At 70.5% G+C, this 14,923-nt stretch carries 16 protein-coding genes; 6 read left to right on the top strand and 10 right to left on the bottom strand.

Annotated elements, in window-relative coordinates; genetic code table 11:
* The first annotated feature begins 139 nt into the window (after window positions 1-139).
* From NQO67_RS42105 to recX, 4 genes are all read left to right on the top strand, one after another.
* Window positions 140-334 carry a DUF3046 domain-containing protein gene (locus NQO67_RS42105; RefSeq protein ID WP_255955911.1) on the top strand — a complete coding sequence of 65 codons (195 nt, stop codon included), beginning with the start codon at window positions 140-142 and terminating at the stop codon, window positions 332-334.
* Between the two features lie 295 nt (window positions 335-629).
* Window positions 630-1,919, top strand: a complete 1,290-nt coding sequence (locus tag NQO67_RS42100) for an AI-2E family transporter (RefSeq protein WP_255955910.1) — start codon at window positions 630-632, stop codon at window positions 1,917-1,919.
* A gap of 327 nt (window positions 1,920-2,246) precedes the next feature.
* Window positions 2,247-3,374, top strand: coding sequence for a recombinase RecA (gene recA / locus NQO67_RS42095; RefSeq protein WP_255955909.1), 1,128 nt, complete (start codon window positions 2,247-2,249; stop codon window positions 3,372-3,374).
* 3 nt (window positions 3,375-3,377) lie between these two features.
* The gene (recX, locus tag NQO67_RS42090; RefSeq protein ID WP_255955908.1) at window positions 3,378-4,052 is read left to right on the top strand and encodes a recombination regulator RecX; all 675 of its coding nucleotides are present in this window, start codon (window positions 3,378-3,380) and stop codon (window positions 4,050-4,052) included.
* A gap of 146 nt (window positions 4,053-4,198) precedes the next feature.
* On the opposite strand, the gene NQO67_RS42085 is transcribed toward recX, so the two are convergent.
* The 7 genes from NQO67_RS42085 to NQO67_RS42055 all read right to left on the bottom strand — a co-directional run bounded on the left by NQO67_RS42085 (window position 4,199) and on the right by NQO67_RS42055 (window position 10,968).
* A complete protein-coding gene (locus NQO67_RS42085) occupies window positions 4,199-4,627 on the bottom strand; it encodes a rhodanese-like domain-containing protein (protein WP_374119302.1) in 429 nt (142 codons plus the stop codon).
* Window positions 4,624-5,157, bottom strand: coding sequence for a cupin domain-containing protein (locus NQO67_RS42080; protein ID WP_255955921.1), 534 nt, complete (start codon window positions 5,155-5,157; stop codon window positions 4,624-4,626). Before NQO67_RS42080 ends, NQO67_RS42085 begins: the two co-directional genes overlap by 4 nt.
* Before the next feature lie 461 nt (window positions 5,158-5,618).
* Entirely contained in the window at window positions 5,619-7,274 is a 1,656-nt protein-coding gene (locus tag NQO67_RS42075; protein WP_255955906.1) for an FAD-dependent monooxygenase, read from the bottom strand.
* Window positions 7,275-7,491: 217 nt separating this feature from the next.
* Window positions 7,492-8,403 (bottom strand): amino acid ABC transporter permease, encoded by a 912-nt coding sequence (locus NQO67_RS42070; protein ID WP_255955904.1) that lies wholly within the window; start codon window positions 8,401-8,403, stop codon window positions 7,492-7,494.
* Window positions 8,400-9,068, bottom strand: coding sequence for an amino acid ABC transporter permease (locus tag NQO67_RS42065; protein ID WP_255955903.1), 669 nt, complete (start codon window positions 9,066-9,068; stop codon window positions 8,400-8,402). The genes NQO67_RS42070 and NQO67_RS42065 overlap by 4 nt, the downstream gene beginning before the upstream one ends.
* Window positions 9,069-9,206: 138 nt before the next feature.
* On the bottom strand, window positions 9,207-10,043 hold the full coding sequence (locus NQO67_RS42060) for a glutamate ABC transporter substrate-binding protein (RefSeq protein WP_255955902.1): 837 nt from the start codon (window positions 10,041-10,043) through the stop codon (window positions 9,207-9,209).
* 145 nt (window positions 10,044-10,188) lie between these two features.
* A complete protein-coding gene (locus NQO67_RS42055; RefSeq protein ID WP_255955900.1) occupies window positions 10,189-10,968 on the bottom strand; it encodes an amino acid ABC transporter ATP-binding protein in 780 nt (259 codons plus the stop codon).
* 297 nt (window positions 10,969-11,265) lie between these two features.
* Between NQO67_RS42055 and NQO67_RS42050 the strand changes: the two genes are divergently transcribed.
* Both NQO67_RS42050 and NQO67_RS42045 read left to right on the top strand, forming a co-directional pair.
* Window positions 11,266-11,964 carry a response regulator transcription factor gene (locus NQO67_RS42050; protein ID WP_255955899.1) on the top strand — a complete coding sequence of 233 codons (699 nt, stop codon included), beginning with the start codon at window positions 11,266-11,268 and terminating at the stop codon, window positions 11,962-11,964.
* A gap of 9 nt (window positions 11,965-11,973) precedes the next feature.
* Entirely contained in the window at window positions 11,974-13,419 is a 1,446-nt protein-coding gene (locus NQO67_RS42045) for a HAMP domain-containing sensor histidine kinase (protein ID WP_255955898.1), read from the top strand.
* Between the two features lie 54 nt (window positions 13,420-13,473).
* Here the strand turns inward: NQO67_RS42045 and NQO67_RS42040 are convergent, their stop codons facing one another.
* The 3 genes from NQO67_RS42040 to NQO67_RS44745 all read right to left on the bottom strand — a co-directional run.
* A complete protein-coding gene (locus NQO67_RS42040; RefSeq protein WP_255955897.1) occupies window positions 13,474-14,469 on the bottom strand; it encodes a TAXI family TRAP transporter solute-binding subunit in 996 nt (331 codons plus the stop codon).
* A gap of 76 nt (window positions 14,470-14,545) precedes the next feature.
* The gene (locus NQO67_RS42035; protein ID WP_255955896.1) at window positions 14,546-14,740 is read right to left on the bottom strand and encodes an acyl-CoA carboxylase epsilon subunit; all 195 of its coding nucleotides are present in this window, start codon (window positions 14,738-14,740) and stop codon (window positions 14,546-14,548) included.
* A 62-nt stretch (window positions 14,741-14,802) separates the two neighbouring features.
* Window positions 14,803-14,923, bottom strand: a 121-nt coding sequence (locus NQO67_RS44745) for a carboxyl transferase domain-containing protein (protein ID WP_374119304.1), incomplete at its 5' end; no start/stop codon positions are given.

Raw genomic sequence — 14,923 nt, 5'->3', positions numbered from 1 at the left:
GCGGGGCGCGGGAGTCGCGCATGTGACGTTGCGTGAAGGGATGATGTCGTTTCGGTCATACGGCGACGGTAGGGGGCAAAAGCGCGGTGCCGGGGGGCGACCCGCGATGCTGCACTCCAGGGGCGGGATACTGGAGGGCATGCGGTTGACGGTCTTCTGGGAGCACATGACGGACCACTTCGGTGCGGGCTACGCCGACTCCTTCGCGCGCGATCACGTGATGGCGCAACTCGGCGGGCGCACGGTCCATGAGGCGCTGGACGCCGGCTGGGAGGCGAAGGACGTCTGGCGTGCCGTGTGCGAAGCGATGGGCATCCCGCCGGAGAAGCGCTGAGGGCGCGCCCGCACCCCGCCGGTCGGCACCGGCTCCGTACCAGTCGGCCAGTGCCGACCCCGTGCCCACGGGCATCGACCCCTGCGCGCATCCGCACGCCCTATATGCGCATCGCGCGCTGCTGACGGGTCCGCACACCACCCCAGAGAACTGTGCGATGCGCCACATAACCGTGTGACGTTCGCGCCCTCTGCCCGCCCCGCAACTGCTGTGTCCGGGCCCGCACGCGGCCTGCCGGGGGAGCGGAGATCGGGGATGGCCGCCGTCCGTGGGAAGTGTGGGCGAGACTGGCCGGGTGGCACCGACAGACGAGACCGCCCAGGGCGGCGCACCCATGGCCGAGCCTCCCGCGGACGGCAGTGACGCGCCGCCCGTACCGCGGACACCCTCCGGCCGTGACGCCCGCATGCCTCCCTGGCTGCCGCGCGCCATGGTGCTCGCGCTCGCCCTCATCGCCTGTTTCCAGCTCGGCAGCTGGATGTTCCACCAGCTCGTCGGGTTGTTGGTGAACATCCTGATCGCGTTCTTCCTCGCGCTCGCCGTCGAGCCGGCCGTGAGTTGGATGGCCGCGCTCGGCGTCCGCCGGGGCCTGGCGACGGGGCTGGTCTTCCTGGCGGTCCTGATCGGCGCCGCAGGGTTCGTCACCCTGCTCGGCTCGATGCTCGCGGGCCAGATCATCGAGTTGGTGCAGGACTTCCCGAACACCCTGGACGCGCTGGTCAACTGGATCAACACGACCTTCCACACCGACCTCAGCCGCGTCCAGATCCAGGACAGCCTGCTGCACTCCGACGTGCTCCAGTCCTACGTCCAGAACAGCGCGAGCGGGGTGCTCGACGTCTCCACCCAGGTACTGGGCGGGCTCTTCCGGCTGCTGACGATCATGCTGTTCTCGTTCTACTTCGCCGCCGACGGGCCGCGGCTGCGCCGTGCGCTGTGCTCCGTGCTGCCGCCCGCGCGCCAGTCGGAGGTGCTGCGCGCCTGGGAGATCGCCGTCGTGAAGACCGGCGGGTACATCTACTCGCGCGGCCTGATGGCCCTGATATCCGGATGCGCGCACTATGTCCTGCTCCAGGCCCTGGACGTGCCCTACGCTCCGGTGCTCGCCGTCTGGGTGGGTCTGGTCTCCCAGTTCATCCCCACGATCGGCACCTACCTGGCGGGCGCGCTGCCCATGCTGCTGGCCTTCACGGTCAACCCCTGGTACGCGGTGTGGGTGCTGGTCTTCGTCGTGATCTACCAGCAGTTCGAGAACTACCTGCTCCAGCCCAAGCTCACCGCCCGCAGCGTGGACGTCCACCCGGCGGTCGCGTTCGGCTCCGTCATCGCGGGCACGGCCCTGCTGGGTGCGGTCGGCGCGCTGATCGCCATCCCCGCGGTCGCCACGCTCCAGGCCTTCCTCGGCGCCTACATCCGGCGTTACGACGTGACCGACGACCCGCGGGTGGGCGGCCATCAGGGGCGCGGCGCTGGGCGGGTCCTGCGATGGCTGCGCCGGACGCTGGCGGAGGCCGGCGACGGGCGGGGGACGGGGGCGCGGATCCCGCGTCCGCGGGCGGATCGCGGCGAGTCGCGCGACGGGTGAGCCGTCCGGTGGCGGGCGCGTGTGACGTGCGCCGTTCGCGGTGAGATGCCTGGCGCGGCCGGCGCCGGGCCGGACGGGTCGGGCCGGACGGGTCGGGCCGGGTGGCCCGTGGGTCGTGTGCGCGCGGTGGTGCGCGCCTGCTTGACATGAAAATCGAACATCCATTCTTATGGGTCGTGGCCCCGCGCAGTAGGGATTCTCCGGTCGACGGCCGGGAGATTCCCCTGAGTTATCCACAGGCCGGGCAGGCGTCGGAGCGCATTGTCAGTGGCAGGCGTTAGCGTCTTTGACGTGAAGCGATCGACTCAAGCAAACCGGGTGGAACCCATGGCAGGAACCGACCGCGAGAAGGCGCTCGACGCCGCCCTCGCACAGATTGAACGGCAGTTCGGCAAGGGCGCCGTCATGCGCCTCGGCGAGCGGCCGAATGAGCCCATCGAGGTCATCCCCACCGGGTCGACCGCACTCGATGTCGCCCTTGGCGTCGGCGGCCTGCCCCGTGGCCGCGTCGTCGAGGTCTACGGCCCGGAGTCCTCCGGTAAGACGACCCTGACCCTGCACGCGGTGGCCAATGCCCAGAAGGCGGGCGGCCAGGTCGCGTTCGTGGACGCCGAGCACGCCCTCGACCCCGAGTACGCGAAGAAGCTGGGCGTCGACATCGACAACCTGATCCTCTCCCAGCCTGACAACGGCGAGCAGGCGCTCGAGATCACGGACATGCTGGTCCGCTCCGGCGCCCTCGACCTGATCGTGATCGACTCCGTCGCCGCCCTGGTGCCGCGCGCGGAGATCGAGGGCGAGATGGGCGACTCGCACGTCGGCCTCCAGGCCCGCCTGATGAGCCAGGCGCTGCGGAAGATCACCAGCGCGCTCAACCAGTCCAAGACCACCGCGATCTTCATCAACCAGCTCCGCGAGAAGATCGGCGTGATGTTCGGCTCCCCGGAGACCACCACCGGTGGCCGCGCCCTGAAGTTCTACGCCTCCGTGCGCATCGACATCCGCCGCATCGAGACCCTGAAGGACGGCACCGACGCGGTCGGCAACCGCACCCGCTGCAAGGTCGTGAAGAACAAGGTCGCGCCGCCCTTCAAGCAGGCCGAGTTCGACATCCTCTACGGCCAGGGCATCAGCCGCGAGGGCGGCCTGATCGACATGGGTGTCGAGCACGGCTTCGTCCGCAAGGCGGGCGCCTGGTACACGTACGAGGGCGACCAGCTCGGCCAGGGCAAGGAGAACGCCCGCAATTTCCTCCGGGACAACCCCGACCTGGCCAACGAGATCGAGAAGAAGATCAAGGACAAGCTCGGTGTCGGCGTCGCCAAGCCGGACGCCCCCGCAGCAGAGCCGGGCGCCGACGCGGCCGTTGTGACCCCTGCACCGGACGAGGCCAAGGCCGCTCCTGCGGCAGCGGCCAAGAGTGCCAAGCCCAAGGCCGCGGCTGCCAAGAGCTAGCCCATGACGCGGCGAACAGACTGGCCGGAGCCGGTGGAGCCGGCCGGCGCCACGGACGGCGGTCGGTCGGCCGGCAGCGGTCGCCCGGCCGGTCGCAGGCGCCGGTCCGGCCAGTGGCCGGCGGCACAGGACCGCGGTGCGTCCTCTTCGTCGAGGGCCGAAGAGGAAGCACCGCCAGGGGACCCGGTGGAGCGGGCACGGGCTATCTGCTTGCGCCTGCTCACCGGGGCCCCACGTACCCGTAAGCAACTCGCCGACGCCCTGCTCCGTAAGGACATCCCCGAGGACGTGGCGGAGCAGGTGCTCTCCCGCTTCGAGGAGGCCCGCCTGATCGACGACGGTGCCTTCGCCGAGGCCTGGGTGGAGTCCCGTCACCACGGCCGCGGACTGGCCAGACGGGCCCTCGCGCGCGAGCTGCGCACGAAGGGGGTGGACACCCGGCTGATCGACCATGCCGTCGGACAGCTCGACTCCGAGCAGGAGGAGCAGACCGCCCGCGAGCTGGTCGCCCGCAAGCTGCACACCACCCGTGGACTCGACCGCGACAAGCGGATACGCCGCCTTGCCGGGATGCTGGCCCGCAAGGGCTATCCGGAAGGCATGGCGCTCCGAGTGGTCCGCCGTGCCCTCGAGGAGGAAGGCGAGGACACGGAGGGCCTGTTCGACGACAGCATGTGACACCGCGCGCAAGCGCGTGACCGGACGACGGTGGCCGACACCCCTGGGGCGACGGCCGCCACATCACCACCAGACGACCACACGGTCCGGGGCCACCGGGACATGACCGCCGGACGGACACCCCCGGTCCCCGGCGGGCACGAACTCTAGGGCGCTCCCGACGCGACCCGTGCCCCCGGAGCCACCGGGAGACCCGCCGCGCGCCATGCCTGGAAGCCGCCGATCAGGTCGGTCGCGCGGTGCAGACCGAGCTGTTGGAGGGAGACGGCCGCAAGGCTGGAGGCATAGCCCTCGTTGCAGAGCACCACCACCCGCAGATCGTGACCGGTGGCCTCCGGAAGGCGATGGCTGCCGAACGGGTCCAGCCGCCACTCCAGTTCGTTGCGCTCGACGACCACCGCACCCGGGATCACCCCGTCACGGTCGCGTAGCGCCGCATACCGGATGTCGACCAGCAGGGCCTCACCCGACTCCGCTGCCCGGTGCGCGGCATGCGCCTCGATGCGGTCGAGACCGGCGCGGACCCGCTCCAGGTGCTCGTCGATGGAGACCGGGGCGGTACGGCCGGCGCTCACTGCCAGTCCTTCGGGCGTTCCACCTGCTCCAGCCGCAGCGTGTCGCCGGTCCGGCTGTAGCGGCGGATCTGCGGCAGCGGCGGGTAGTAGGCGTGCACCGAGATGGCGTGCTCGGTCATCGACTCGTTCAGCACCTCGTGCACATGGAACTTGCCGAAGGCCCGGCCCTGCCCCGTGGCCAGGTGGCGTACGCGGTCGACGTCCTCGGTGAGCTCGAGGGTGCGCCAGCCGTCGGTGGGCAGGCGGGCGGCGAGCGAGTTCTCGGTCAGCTCGCCGCCGGCGGTGAAGAAGGCGCCGATGGAGTCGGCGTGGTCGTGCCAGCCGGTGCCGGTGCCGGGCGGCCAGCCGATGAGCCAGGCCTCGCTGCCACCGGGACCGTCGAGCCGCACCCATGTACGGCCCTCGGGATCGAGCGGGAGGGAGGCGATGAGTTCGGCGTCCTCGGCGACACGGCGTGCGAAGTCGTGCAACTGCGCGACCGTCGGCGCCTCGCCGGACACCGGCTGGTGGTCGCCGGGGGCGTCGAGCATGGCCGACACGGGGCCAGTGGACCCCGGATCAGCGGATCCAGCATCAGTTGAGGCAGGAGACCCCGAGCCAGAGGGGTCGATGGACCCGGAATCAGAGGACCCGGAACCAGAAACGGTGAGAGACATGAAGACCGTCCAGAAGAGTTCGCTGAATGGCGCACCTGAAGAAGGGCTGCGCCAGCGCACCGGGCGGGCCCGAGACATGCGGTGCGGCGCCGGGTGCGAATCCTGGGGGAGATGGCGGCGAATTCAGCCAGACAGATGACACACGCAGCCGACATAGCGGACGAGGTCCATGTGGACCTTGCGCCACAGATGCACAGCGGTGTCGGTCATGGAGCGGAGTACACCATGACGGCGGGTCATGGTCAACTTGGCCCGGCACGGGCGCGGCCAGGAGGGGCCCTTTGCCTGGAATGACGCATGGGAACAGGCCGCAGGCGGGGCCGGGAGGGCCGGAGTCAGCCCTGCTCGCCGCGCCCGCGTCGGCCCTCGACGCCGGCCTGCGACCGGCTCGTGTCGCCGGCCCGGTCCGCGGCCCGACCCTCGTCCTGGGCGTGTGCCGCGCCCCCCATCGCCGCATGGGCCGCCGCATACAGCGCAGCCGGGTGTACGCCCCCGAGTGCGGTCACCAGATGACCGTCCGGACGCACGAGCAGCACGGTGTGCGCCGCGGCGCCCGGGTAGGCCTCGGTGACGAGCAGTTCCGCCGCGCAGGGCAGGGCGGTCACCGCGGCTGCCAGGCGGGGCATGATGCCCGCGGTCACCCAGTGCTTGCGTGGCCACACACCGGTGCCGGGCGCGACCAGCACCACCAGCAGCCTGCCGTGCCCGAGCCGGTCCCGCAGCCGCACCGACGAGCCGTCGTCCGCTGTCACGGCCACGTCGACCACCGGTGAGCCGGGTGGTGTACCGGTCTCCACCTCGGCGTCGTCCGGTTCCGGTGCGAGCGGCGAGGTGGCGTACGAACCGGGCCCGCCCAACTGCCCACGTCCCAGGTGGGCGTCGGCCAGCAGTGCGTCGTGCCCGTGCGCCGAGCCGGGCACGAGGCCGCGCAGGCCGCCCCCGCCGCGCAGTATCGGCAGCGCCTGGTCGGCGGCGCGCAGCCGGGCGGAGACCGCGGCGCGCCGTTCGACCTGATAGCTGTTCAGCAGCGCCTCGTGCTGCCCGTGGTGCCAGGCGCGGGCGAGCTTCCACGCCAGGTTGCCCACGTCGCGCAAGCCCTCGTCGAGGCCCTGGGTGCCGAGCGCGCCGAGGAGATGGGCGGCGTCCCCGGCCAGAAAGACCCGACCGACGCGCCAGCGGCGGGCCAGCCGGTGGTGCACGGTGTGGACACCGGTGTCCAGCAACTCGTACGGGGGAGTGTGGCCGTGGCTCCAGCCGCCCAGGGTCGTACGGATCCGGGCCACCAGGGCGTCGGGCGTGACGAGTTCGCCGCGCGGTGGCAGCAGCCAGTCGAGACGCCACAGACCCTCGGGCAGCGGACGGGCGGTCACCTCGCTGCCGGCGTGCCGCCACGGCGGCATCCGGTGCAGCAACGCCTCACCGGGCCAGGGCAGTTCGGTGCGCAGTGCCGCGACGGCATACCGCTCGACCCCGGTGCGCCCCGGGAAGCGGACGTCGAGCAGCTTGCGCACCGTCGAGCGGGCGCCGTCGCAGCCGACCAGATGGCTACCGCGCCACCAGGTGCCCGTGGACCCACGGGTGTGCGCGGTCACCCAGCCCGACTCCTGCTCGAGGGCGTCCAGACGGCTGTGGGGTGAGATCTCCACCAGATGGTGTGCGGCGGCCGACGCGCGCAGTGCAGCGGTCAGGGTGTGCTGTGCGACATGCAGCGGGGCGGGCTCGTCGGGCCCGAAGGCGACCTGGCGCACCACCTGCCGGCGCCGTAACGACCGCCACCCGGTCCACGCGGCACCCAGCTCAGCGGGCGCGCGACCCGTGAGCCGCACGACGAGCGCCGCGGTGTCCTCCCGCAGCACGACCGTACGGGCGGGGCGTTGCTCGCGCTCCGCAGTGCCCTCGTCCAGGACGACGGACGGCACGTCGTGACGGGCCAGGCCCAGGGCGAGCGCCAGCCCGACGGGTCCGGCGCCCACGATGATCACCGGGTCCACTGCGTGGCGCCCCCTGCCCCGCGAGGAGTCCTCGGCGTCGTACGGGGATGAGCAGCATGGGCGGGCGGCGTGATCACAGAACGTATGCAACCGACTGAGGGTTCCCCCGTCAAGCGACGGGGGGCACCGGTGTGCCCACCGATGCCCCCCGTCCGTACGCATCCCCCGTACGATCTGCGCGTTCCGGCCCTCTCGGGGGCCGGAACGCGGGTCCGTGTCAGGTCACCTTGTCGAGCCCGGACGCGCGGTCGGGGGTCTCGCGCGGGACGTCGAGCTGGTCGACCGTGCCGGCGCCGAGGACCGCCCCGGTGCTGCGCTTGCTGCGCCGCAGCCGGGCTTCGAGCCAGGAGGCGAAGCTGGTCAGCAGCAGGTTGAGCAGGATGAAGACGACCGCGACGATGACGAAACTGGGGATGACGTTCGCGTAGTTCGCGGCGAGCGTCTTACGGGCGCTCAGCAGCTCGGCGAAGTTCATCATGGCGCCGCCGAGCGCGGTGTCCTTCACGATCACCACGAGCTGGCTGACGATGGCCGGCAGCATCGTCGTGACCGCCTGCGGCAGCAGGATGGACCCCATCGTCTGGCCCTTGCGCAGCCCGATCGCCTGCGCGGCCTCCGTCTGCCCCTTGGGCAGTGCCAGGATGCCGGCGCGCACCACCTCGGCGAGCACCGAGGCGTTGTACAGCACCAGGCCCGTCACGACCGCGTAGAGCGGGCGGGAGTCGCTGCTGAGGTAGGTGTAATCCGCGTAGTACTGGTTGGCGAAGACCATCATCAGCAGCACCGGGATGGCCCGGAAGAACTCGACGACCACCCCCGCCGGGATCCGTACCCATCCGTGGTCCGACAGCCGGGCGATGCCCAGCACGGCGCCCAGGGGCAGGGCGATCACCATCGACAGGGCAGCGGCCTTCAGGGTGTTGCCGAGACCGGGCAGCAGATAGGTGGTCCAGGCTTGGGAGTCCGTGAAGAACGGGCTCCACTTCGCCCCGTCCAGCTGCCCCTTGTCGGACAGGACCCCCCAGACCCACCACGCCAGCAGCGCCAGCAGCGCCAGGAAGACCACCGAGATGACCAGGTTGCGCCGCCTGGCGCGGGGACCTGGTGTGTCGTAGAGCAGGGAACTCATCGCTTCACCGCCAGTCGCTTGCCGAGCCAGCCGAGCAGCAGGCCGGTGGGCAGGGTCAGCACCACGAAGCCGAAGGCGAAGATCAGGGAGATCAGCACCAGCTGTGCCTCGTTCTCGATCATGTCCTTCATCAGCGCAGCCGATTCCGCGACGCCGATGGCGGCGGCGACCGTGGTGTTCTTGGCCAGCGCGATCAGCACGTTGGTGAGCGGCCCGATCACCGCACGGAAGGCCTGCGGCAGCACGATCATGGTGAGCACCTGGGTGAAGTTCAGCCCGATGGCGCGTGCCGCCTCCGCCTGGCCCATCGGGACCGTGTTGATGCCGGCCCGCAGGGACTCACAGACGAACGCCGAGTGGTAGATGATCAGACCCAGGACGGCGAGCCGGAAGGCCAGCGCGTCGAAGTCGTCGGCCACCCCCATCGTCACCCCGAAGGTGTCGGCCAGGCCGAGCGAGGCGAACACGATGATGACGGTGAGGGGGATGTTCCGGAACACGTTCACGTAGATCGTCCCGAACCAGCGCATCAGCGGAACGGGACTGACCCGCATCGCCGCAAGGACCGTGCCCCAGATGAGCGAGCCGATCGCGGCGAAGAGCGTCAGCTGGATGGTGGTCCAGAACGCTCCCAGCACGTCGTACTTGTCAAGAAAGTCGAACACGATCTCCCGTGCTTCCGCGTGTGTCGGGGAAGCGGTGTGCCCTGCCGCCGGCACGGTGCACCGCCGCCGTCTGCTGTGGGTGACCGGACGTCACGCCCCCCGTGAACGTGACGTCCGGCCGATCCGTCGTCCCAGCGACTACTTGACGATGTGGCCGATCTTCGGGGCCGGCTCGTACTTGTAGTTCGCGGGACCGAAGTTGGCCTTGACCGCCTTCTCCCAGGAGCCGTCCGAGACCATCTTCTCCAGGGCGTCGTTGATCTGGCCCTTGAGCTTGGTGGCGCCCTTCTTGATGCCGACGCCGTAGTTCTCGTTGCTGAGCTTGAGGCCGGCGAGCTTGACCTTGCCCTTGTAGTTGTCCTGCGCGGCGTAGCCGGCCAGGATCGAGTCGTCGGTGGTGAGCGCGTCCACCGCGCCGCTGAGCACTCCGTCGAGGCACTCGGAGTAGGTGCCGTAGTTCTTCAGCTGCGCCTTCGGGGCGATCTCGTCCTTGACGTTCTGCGCGGAGGTCGAGCCGGTCACCGAGCAGAGCTTCTTGCCGTTCAGGTCGGTGCCCTTGGTGATCTTCTCGTCCTTGCGGACCAGCAGGTCCTGGTGGACGAGGGCGTAGGGACCGGCGAAGTCGACCTTCTGCTCGCGCTCCGGAGTGATCGAGTACGACGCCACGATGTAGTCGACGTCACCGCGGGCAAGCGCGTTCTCGCGGTCGGCGCTGGGCGTTTCCTTCCACTCGATGTCCTTGGTGGAGTAGCCCAGCTGCTTGGCGATGTAGGTGGCGACGTCGACGTCGAAGCCGGAGAACGAACCGTCGGGCTCCTTCAGGCCGAGGCCCGGCTGGTCGAACTTGATGCCGATGGTGATCTTCTTGCTGCCGCCCGACCCGCTGTTGTCGTCCTTCTTCTTGGAGCAGGCGGTGACGGAGAGGGTGAGCGTGAGCGCAACAGCGGTCACCGCGGTGAACTTGCGAAGCTTCATGGGGAACATCCTTTTGCGTTGGCACAATCAGCGGCGGGAATCAGCGGAATCGGGAACCGCCGGAGGGATGTGGTCGCCTCCGGGGGTGCCGTGCGGGCGGTGCGCCGAGGGCCCGGGCGGGCCGGCTCGCGCGTCGCTCCTGTCGTCAGTGGTGCAGGATCTTGGACAGGAAGTCCTTGGCCCGGTCGCTGCGCGGGTTGCTGAAGAACTGGTCCGGCACAGCCTCCTCGACGATCTTGCCGTCCGCCATGAAGACGACGCGGTTGGCAGCCGATCGGGCGAATCCCATCTCATGGGTGACGACGATCATCGTCATGCCGTCCGAGGCGAGCTGCTGCATGACTTCGAGGACTTCGTTGATCATCTCGGGGTCGAGTGCCGACGTCGGTTCGTCGAACAGCATGACCTTCGGATCCATCGCCAACGCCCGGGCGATGGCCACGCGCTGCTGCTGCCCGCCGGAGAGCTGGGCGGGGTACTTGTCGGCCTGCGAGCCGACTCCGACCCGGTCGAGCAGGGCGCGCGCCTTCTGCTCGGCCGTCTGCTTGTCGATCTTGCGGACCTTGAGCTGCCCGAGCATCACGTTGTCCAGCACCGTCTTGTGCGCGAAGAGGTTGAAGGACTGGAAGACCATGCCGACGTCGGCACGCAGCCGGGCCAGTGCCTTCCCCTCGGCGGGCAGCGGCCTGCCGTCGATCGTGATGCTGCCCGAGTCGATCGTCTCCAGGCGGTTGATGGTCCGGCACAGGGTCGACTTGCCGGAGCCCGAGGGCCCGATGACGACCACGACCTCGCCGCGCGCAATGGTCAGGTCGATGTCCTGGAGCACATGCAGCGCGCCGAAGTGCTTGTTGACGTTCTTCAGGGCGACGAGGTCGTCAGTCCCGGGCCCGGCGTCGTCCTTGACCACCGAAACTTCGGTCATCGGCTTCTTGCTCCGTCCCTATCGATTGCCAGGACAGTAGTGATCCGGCGCTAGCAGCGTCACCACATCTGAGCAGAACTTGAGCATCACGATCCGATAGCGGGAGATCGCTGTGCGTGACGGCGGGGTGGCGCCCCGTACCGGCTGCGTAACGGAACCGCGCCCCGGTGACGTCGCGCTCTTGACGGCATCAGGCAGGATCGGAATGGATGCCCTGGCGGGGTGCGTCCCGGGGTGTCCGGGGAGCGGTCACCGGGCTGCGCGCCGGGCGGTCGGGGAACGGGAAGGGAGGCCGGGGTGAGAGTGCTGCTGGTCGAGGACGACGACCATGTCGCGGGTGCCGTGTCGGCGATCCTCGCGCGGCACGGGTTCACGGTCGTGCACGCACGCAACGGCGAGGAGGCGCTGCGTGCGCTGCTGCCGGACCCGGAGGTGGAGAGCGACCCCTTCGGCGTGGTCCTGCTCGACCTCGGCCTGCCCGATCAGGACGGCTACGAAGTCTGCGGCAAGATCCGCAAGCGCACCAGCACGCCGGTGATCATGGTGACCGCGCGCAGCGATGTGCGCTCCCGCATCCACGGCCTCAACCTCGGCGCCGACGACTACGTGGTGAAGCCCTACGACACCGGGGAGCTGATCGCCCGCATCCATGCCGTGATGCGGCGCCCGCCGGCCGTCGGAGGTGGCGCGCCCACCGAGAGCGACCTGCACCTGGGGCCCCTGCACATCGACCTCGCCACCCGGCAGGTCTCCGTGCACGGCCGGGACGTCTCGCTCACCCGCAAGGAGTTCGACCTGCTGGCGCTGCTGGCGCAGCGGCCCGGTGTGGTCTTCCGACGCGAGCAGATCATCAGCGAGGTGTGGCGCACCAACTGGGAGGGGACGGCGCGCACGCTGGAGGTGCATGTGGCCTCGCTGCGCTCCAAGCTGGCGCTGCCCGCGCTCGTCGAGACGGTACGCGGCGTGGGCTATCGGCTCGTCGCCCCGGCCGCGTAGCGGGGTCGTGTGCGCTCCCGACTCCTTCCCCTGCTGATCGTCCTCATGGCCGCGGTGCTGCTGGCCCTGGGCGTCCCGCTGGGCGTCAGCCTGGCCGCCGCCCAGCAGCAGCGGGTGGTCGTCGACCGCATCGATGACACCGCACGCTTCGCGTCCCTTGCGCAGTACATCACCGAGGGCACCGCGAGCGCCGGGATCACCGCCATCCTCAAGCCCGGGCAGCCCCGGCCCAAGACCGTGCCCGACGAGCGTGCCCAGACCCTCCAGAAGGAGCTCGACCGCTACCACGCGGTGTACGGGATCAACGCGGGTGTCTTCGACCGCTACGGCACGCCCGTGGCGCACGCCCCCCACGACTGGTCGCTGCCCGACGAGGGCGAGCTGCACGAGAGCTTCGAGGTGGCGCTGGCCTCGCGCCCCGGGCACGACCCCGGGCAGGTGTGGCCGTGGCAGCACGGCAGGCTCGCCGTCGCCGCGCCCGTCGTCCGGGACGGTGATGTCGTCGCGGTCGTCGTCACCGATTCACCCACCGATCAGATGCGCGCCAGGACGCTGCACGGCTGGCTGCTGATCGTCGCCGGGGAGTGCGCCGCGCTGCTGGTCGCGCTGGCCGCCGCGCTCCGGCTGACCGGCTGGGTGCTGCGGCCGGTGCGGGTGCTGGACGCCACCACCCACGACATCGCCACCGGCCGGCTGAAGTCCCGGGTCGCCGCGGCCGGCGGGCCGCCGGAGCTCAGACGCCTGGCCCGGTCGTTCAACGAGATGGCCGACAACGTGGAAGGCGTCCTGGAACAGCAGCGTGCCTTCGTCGCCGACGCCTCGCACCAGTTGCGCAACCCGCTGAGCGCCCTGCTGCTCCGGATCGACCTGCTCGCCCTGGAGCTGCCGCAGGACAACGAGGAGATCGCCTCGGTGCGCACCGAGGGCAAACGGCTCGCCCGGGTGCTGGACGACCTGCTCGACCTTGCGCTCGCCGAGCACGCCGCCGCGGATCTCCGGCTCACCGACATCGGCGAGCTGGCGGCCGAGCGGGTCGCCGCCTGGCGCCCGGTCGCCGACGACAGGGGGGTGCGGCTGACCGACCAGTGCCCGGCGACCACCGCCTGGGCCGACCCGGTCGCGCTGTCCAGCGCGCTGGACGCGGTGATCGACAACGCGTTGAAGTTCACGCCCGCCGACGAGCAGGTCTCCGTGACGGTCTCCTCGAACGGGGAGACGTCCACCGTCGTCGTCGCGGACGGCGGGCCCGGCCTCACCGACGAGGAGCTGTCCCGCATCGGCGACCGCTTCTGGCGCAGCGGTCGCCACCAGAACATCAACGGTTCGGGTCTTGGCCTGTCCATCTGCCGGGCCCTGCTCGCCGCGGGCGGCGGCGCCATGGAATACGCCCACCACGAGCCGCGGGGGCTCGAGGTGACGGTACGGGTGCCGCGGCAGGAGCCGCGCGGGGAGTGACGGCCGCCGACACGGTGGGAGGGCGCCACGGTGTCCGGTCGGGGTGCTACGGCTTCACGGCTTCACTGAGCGGTAGTAGCGGCCGGCGCCCTTGTCGAGCGGGAGGGGGTCGGTGTACGGCGCTGTGCGCAGGTCGACGCGTTGTGCGGCGTGCACCACGGAACCGATCCGGTCCCGGCTGGCGATCACTGTACGCGTCAACTGCTCGGTGAGCTTCGCATCGACGCGGTCCGTGGTGACGAGCAGGTTCGCGACCGCCAGGGTCGGTACGGGCACGCCGCGCTGCGCCGCCCGGTACGCGTCGGAGGGCATGTCCGACGAGCGGTAGTAGGCGGCCGGGCCGCCCTGCTGGTGCAGGGTGTCGGCCACCGAGTTCAGCGGCACGAAGCGGATGGGGAACTCCTTGGAGAGCGTGTCCACCGACCGGGTCGGCAGCCCACCGGACCAGAAGAAGGCATCGATGTCGCCGTGCCGAAGCGCGTCGGGCATCGTGTCGATGCCGGCCGACTTCGCCTGGATGTCCTTGGCCGGGTCGAGCCCGGCCGCCCGGAGGACCCGCTCGGCGATCAGCCGCACCCCGGAGCCGGCCGGCCCGATCGCCACGCGCCTGCCCTTCAGGTCCTTGATCGACCGCACCGGTGAGAGCCTCTTCACGACGAGCTGCACGTAGTCGTCGTAGAGCCGCGCGCAGCCGCGCAGCCGGTCGGCGCCGGGCCGTTTCTCCATCTTGTACTTCTCGACCGCGTCCGCCGCGGCGATGGTGAAGTCGGCATGGCCCGTCGCCACCCGCTCGACGTTCTCCTGGGAGCCTTCGCTGCTCTCCAGGCGGACGGTCACATCGGGCATGTCGTGCCGCAGCTCCTGCTTCAGGAGGCGGCCGTAGGTCTCGTAGACACCGTTTTTCGACCCCGTACTGATGGTGATCGTGCCGTGCGGTGACCGACCGGTCCACGGGCCCAGCCACCACAGCAGCAGCGCGGCCACGACGAGGGCCGCGGCCGAGCCGAGCAGTGCGCGTCGACGGTCGATACGGGGGAGTGCCTGCACCATGCGCGCGATCCTGCCAGGCCGGGCCTGGCCAGGCCAGGGCCCCTGGCCTGGCCGCCTCATGTGCGTTCGCGCCGGTTCAGAGGGACTGCCAGCTGCGTGGTGCGAAACGTCGGGGTAGCCAGGGCGAGACGGCTCGGGTGGGGTGGGTGGGAGGCGTGGGGTGGGTGCGGGTGAGCAGGAGCACCGTGAGGGCGGCGAGTTCCTCGGGTGTGGCCGTGCCCCGCTCGATGCGGATGGGAGTGGGGGTGGCGGCGATGGCGGGTGGGGTCATGTCCGGTGGCCTTTCGTCATGTCGCTGGGACGAGGAGACGAGGAGACGAGGAGCGGAGTGGATCACTGTGGTGGGTTGCCGTGCTTGCGGGCCGGGCTCTCGGCGTGCTTGGTGCGCAGCATGGCGAGGGTGGATGCGAGGACTTCGCGGGTTTCGGTGGGATCGATGACGTCGTCGACGAGA

It is taken from the genome of Streptomyces odontomachi, from assembly GCF_024435355.1.
Classification (GTDB): domain Bacteria; phylum Actinomycetota; class Actinomycetes; order Streptomycetales; family Streptomycetaceae; genus Streptomyces; species Streptomyces odontomachi.
Note: the sequence above shows the minus strand (reverse complement) of the source record. Positions and strands in the feature narration are given on the sequence as shown.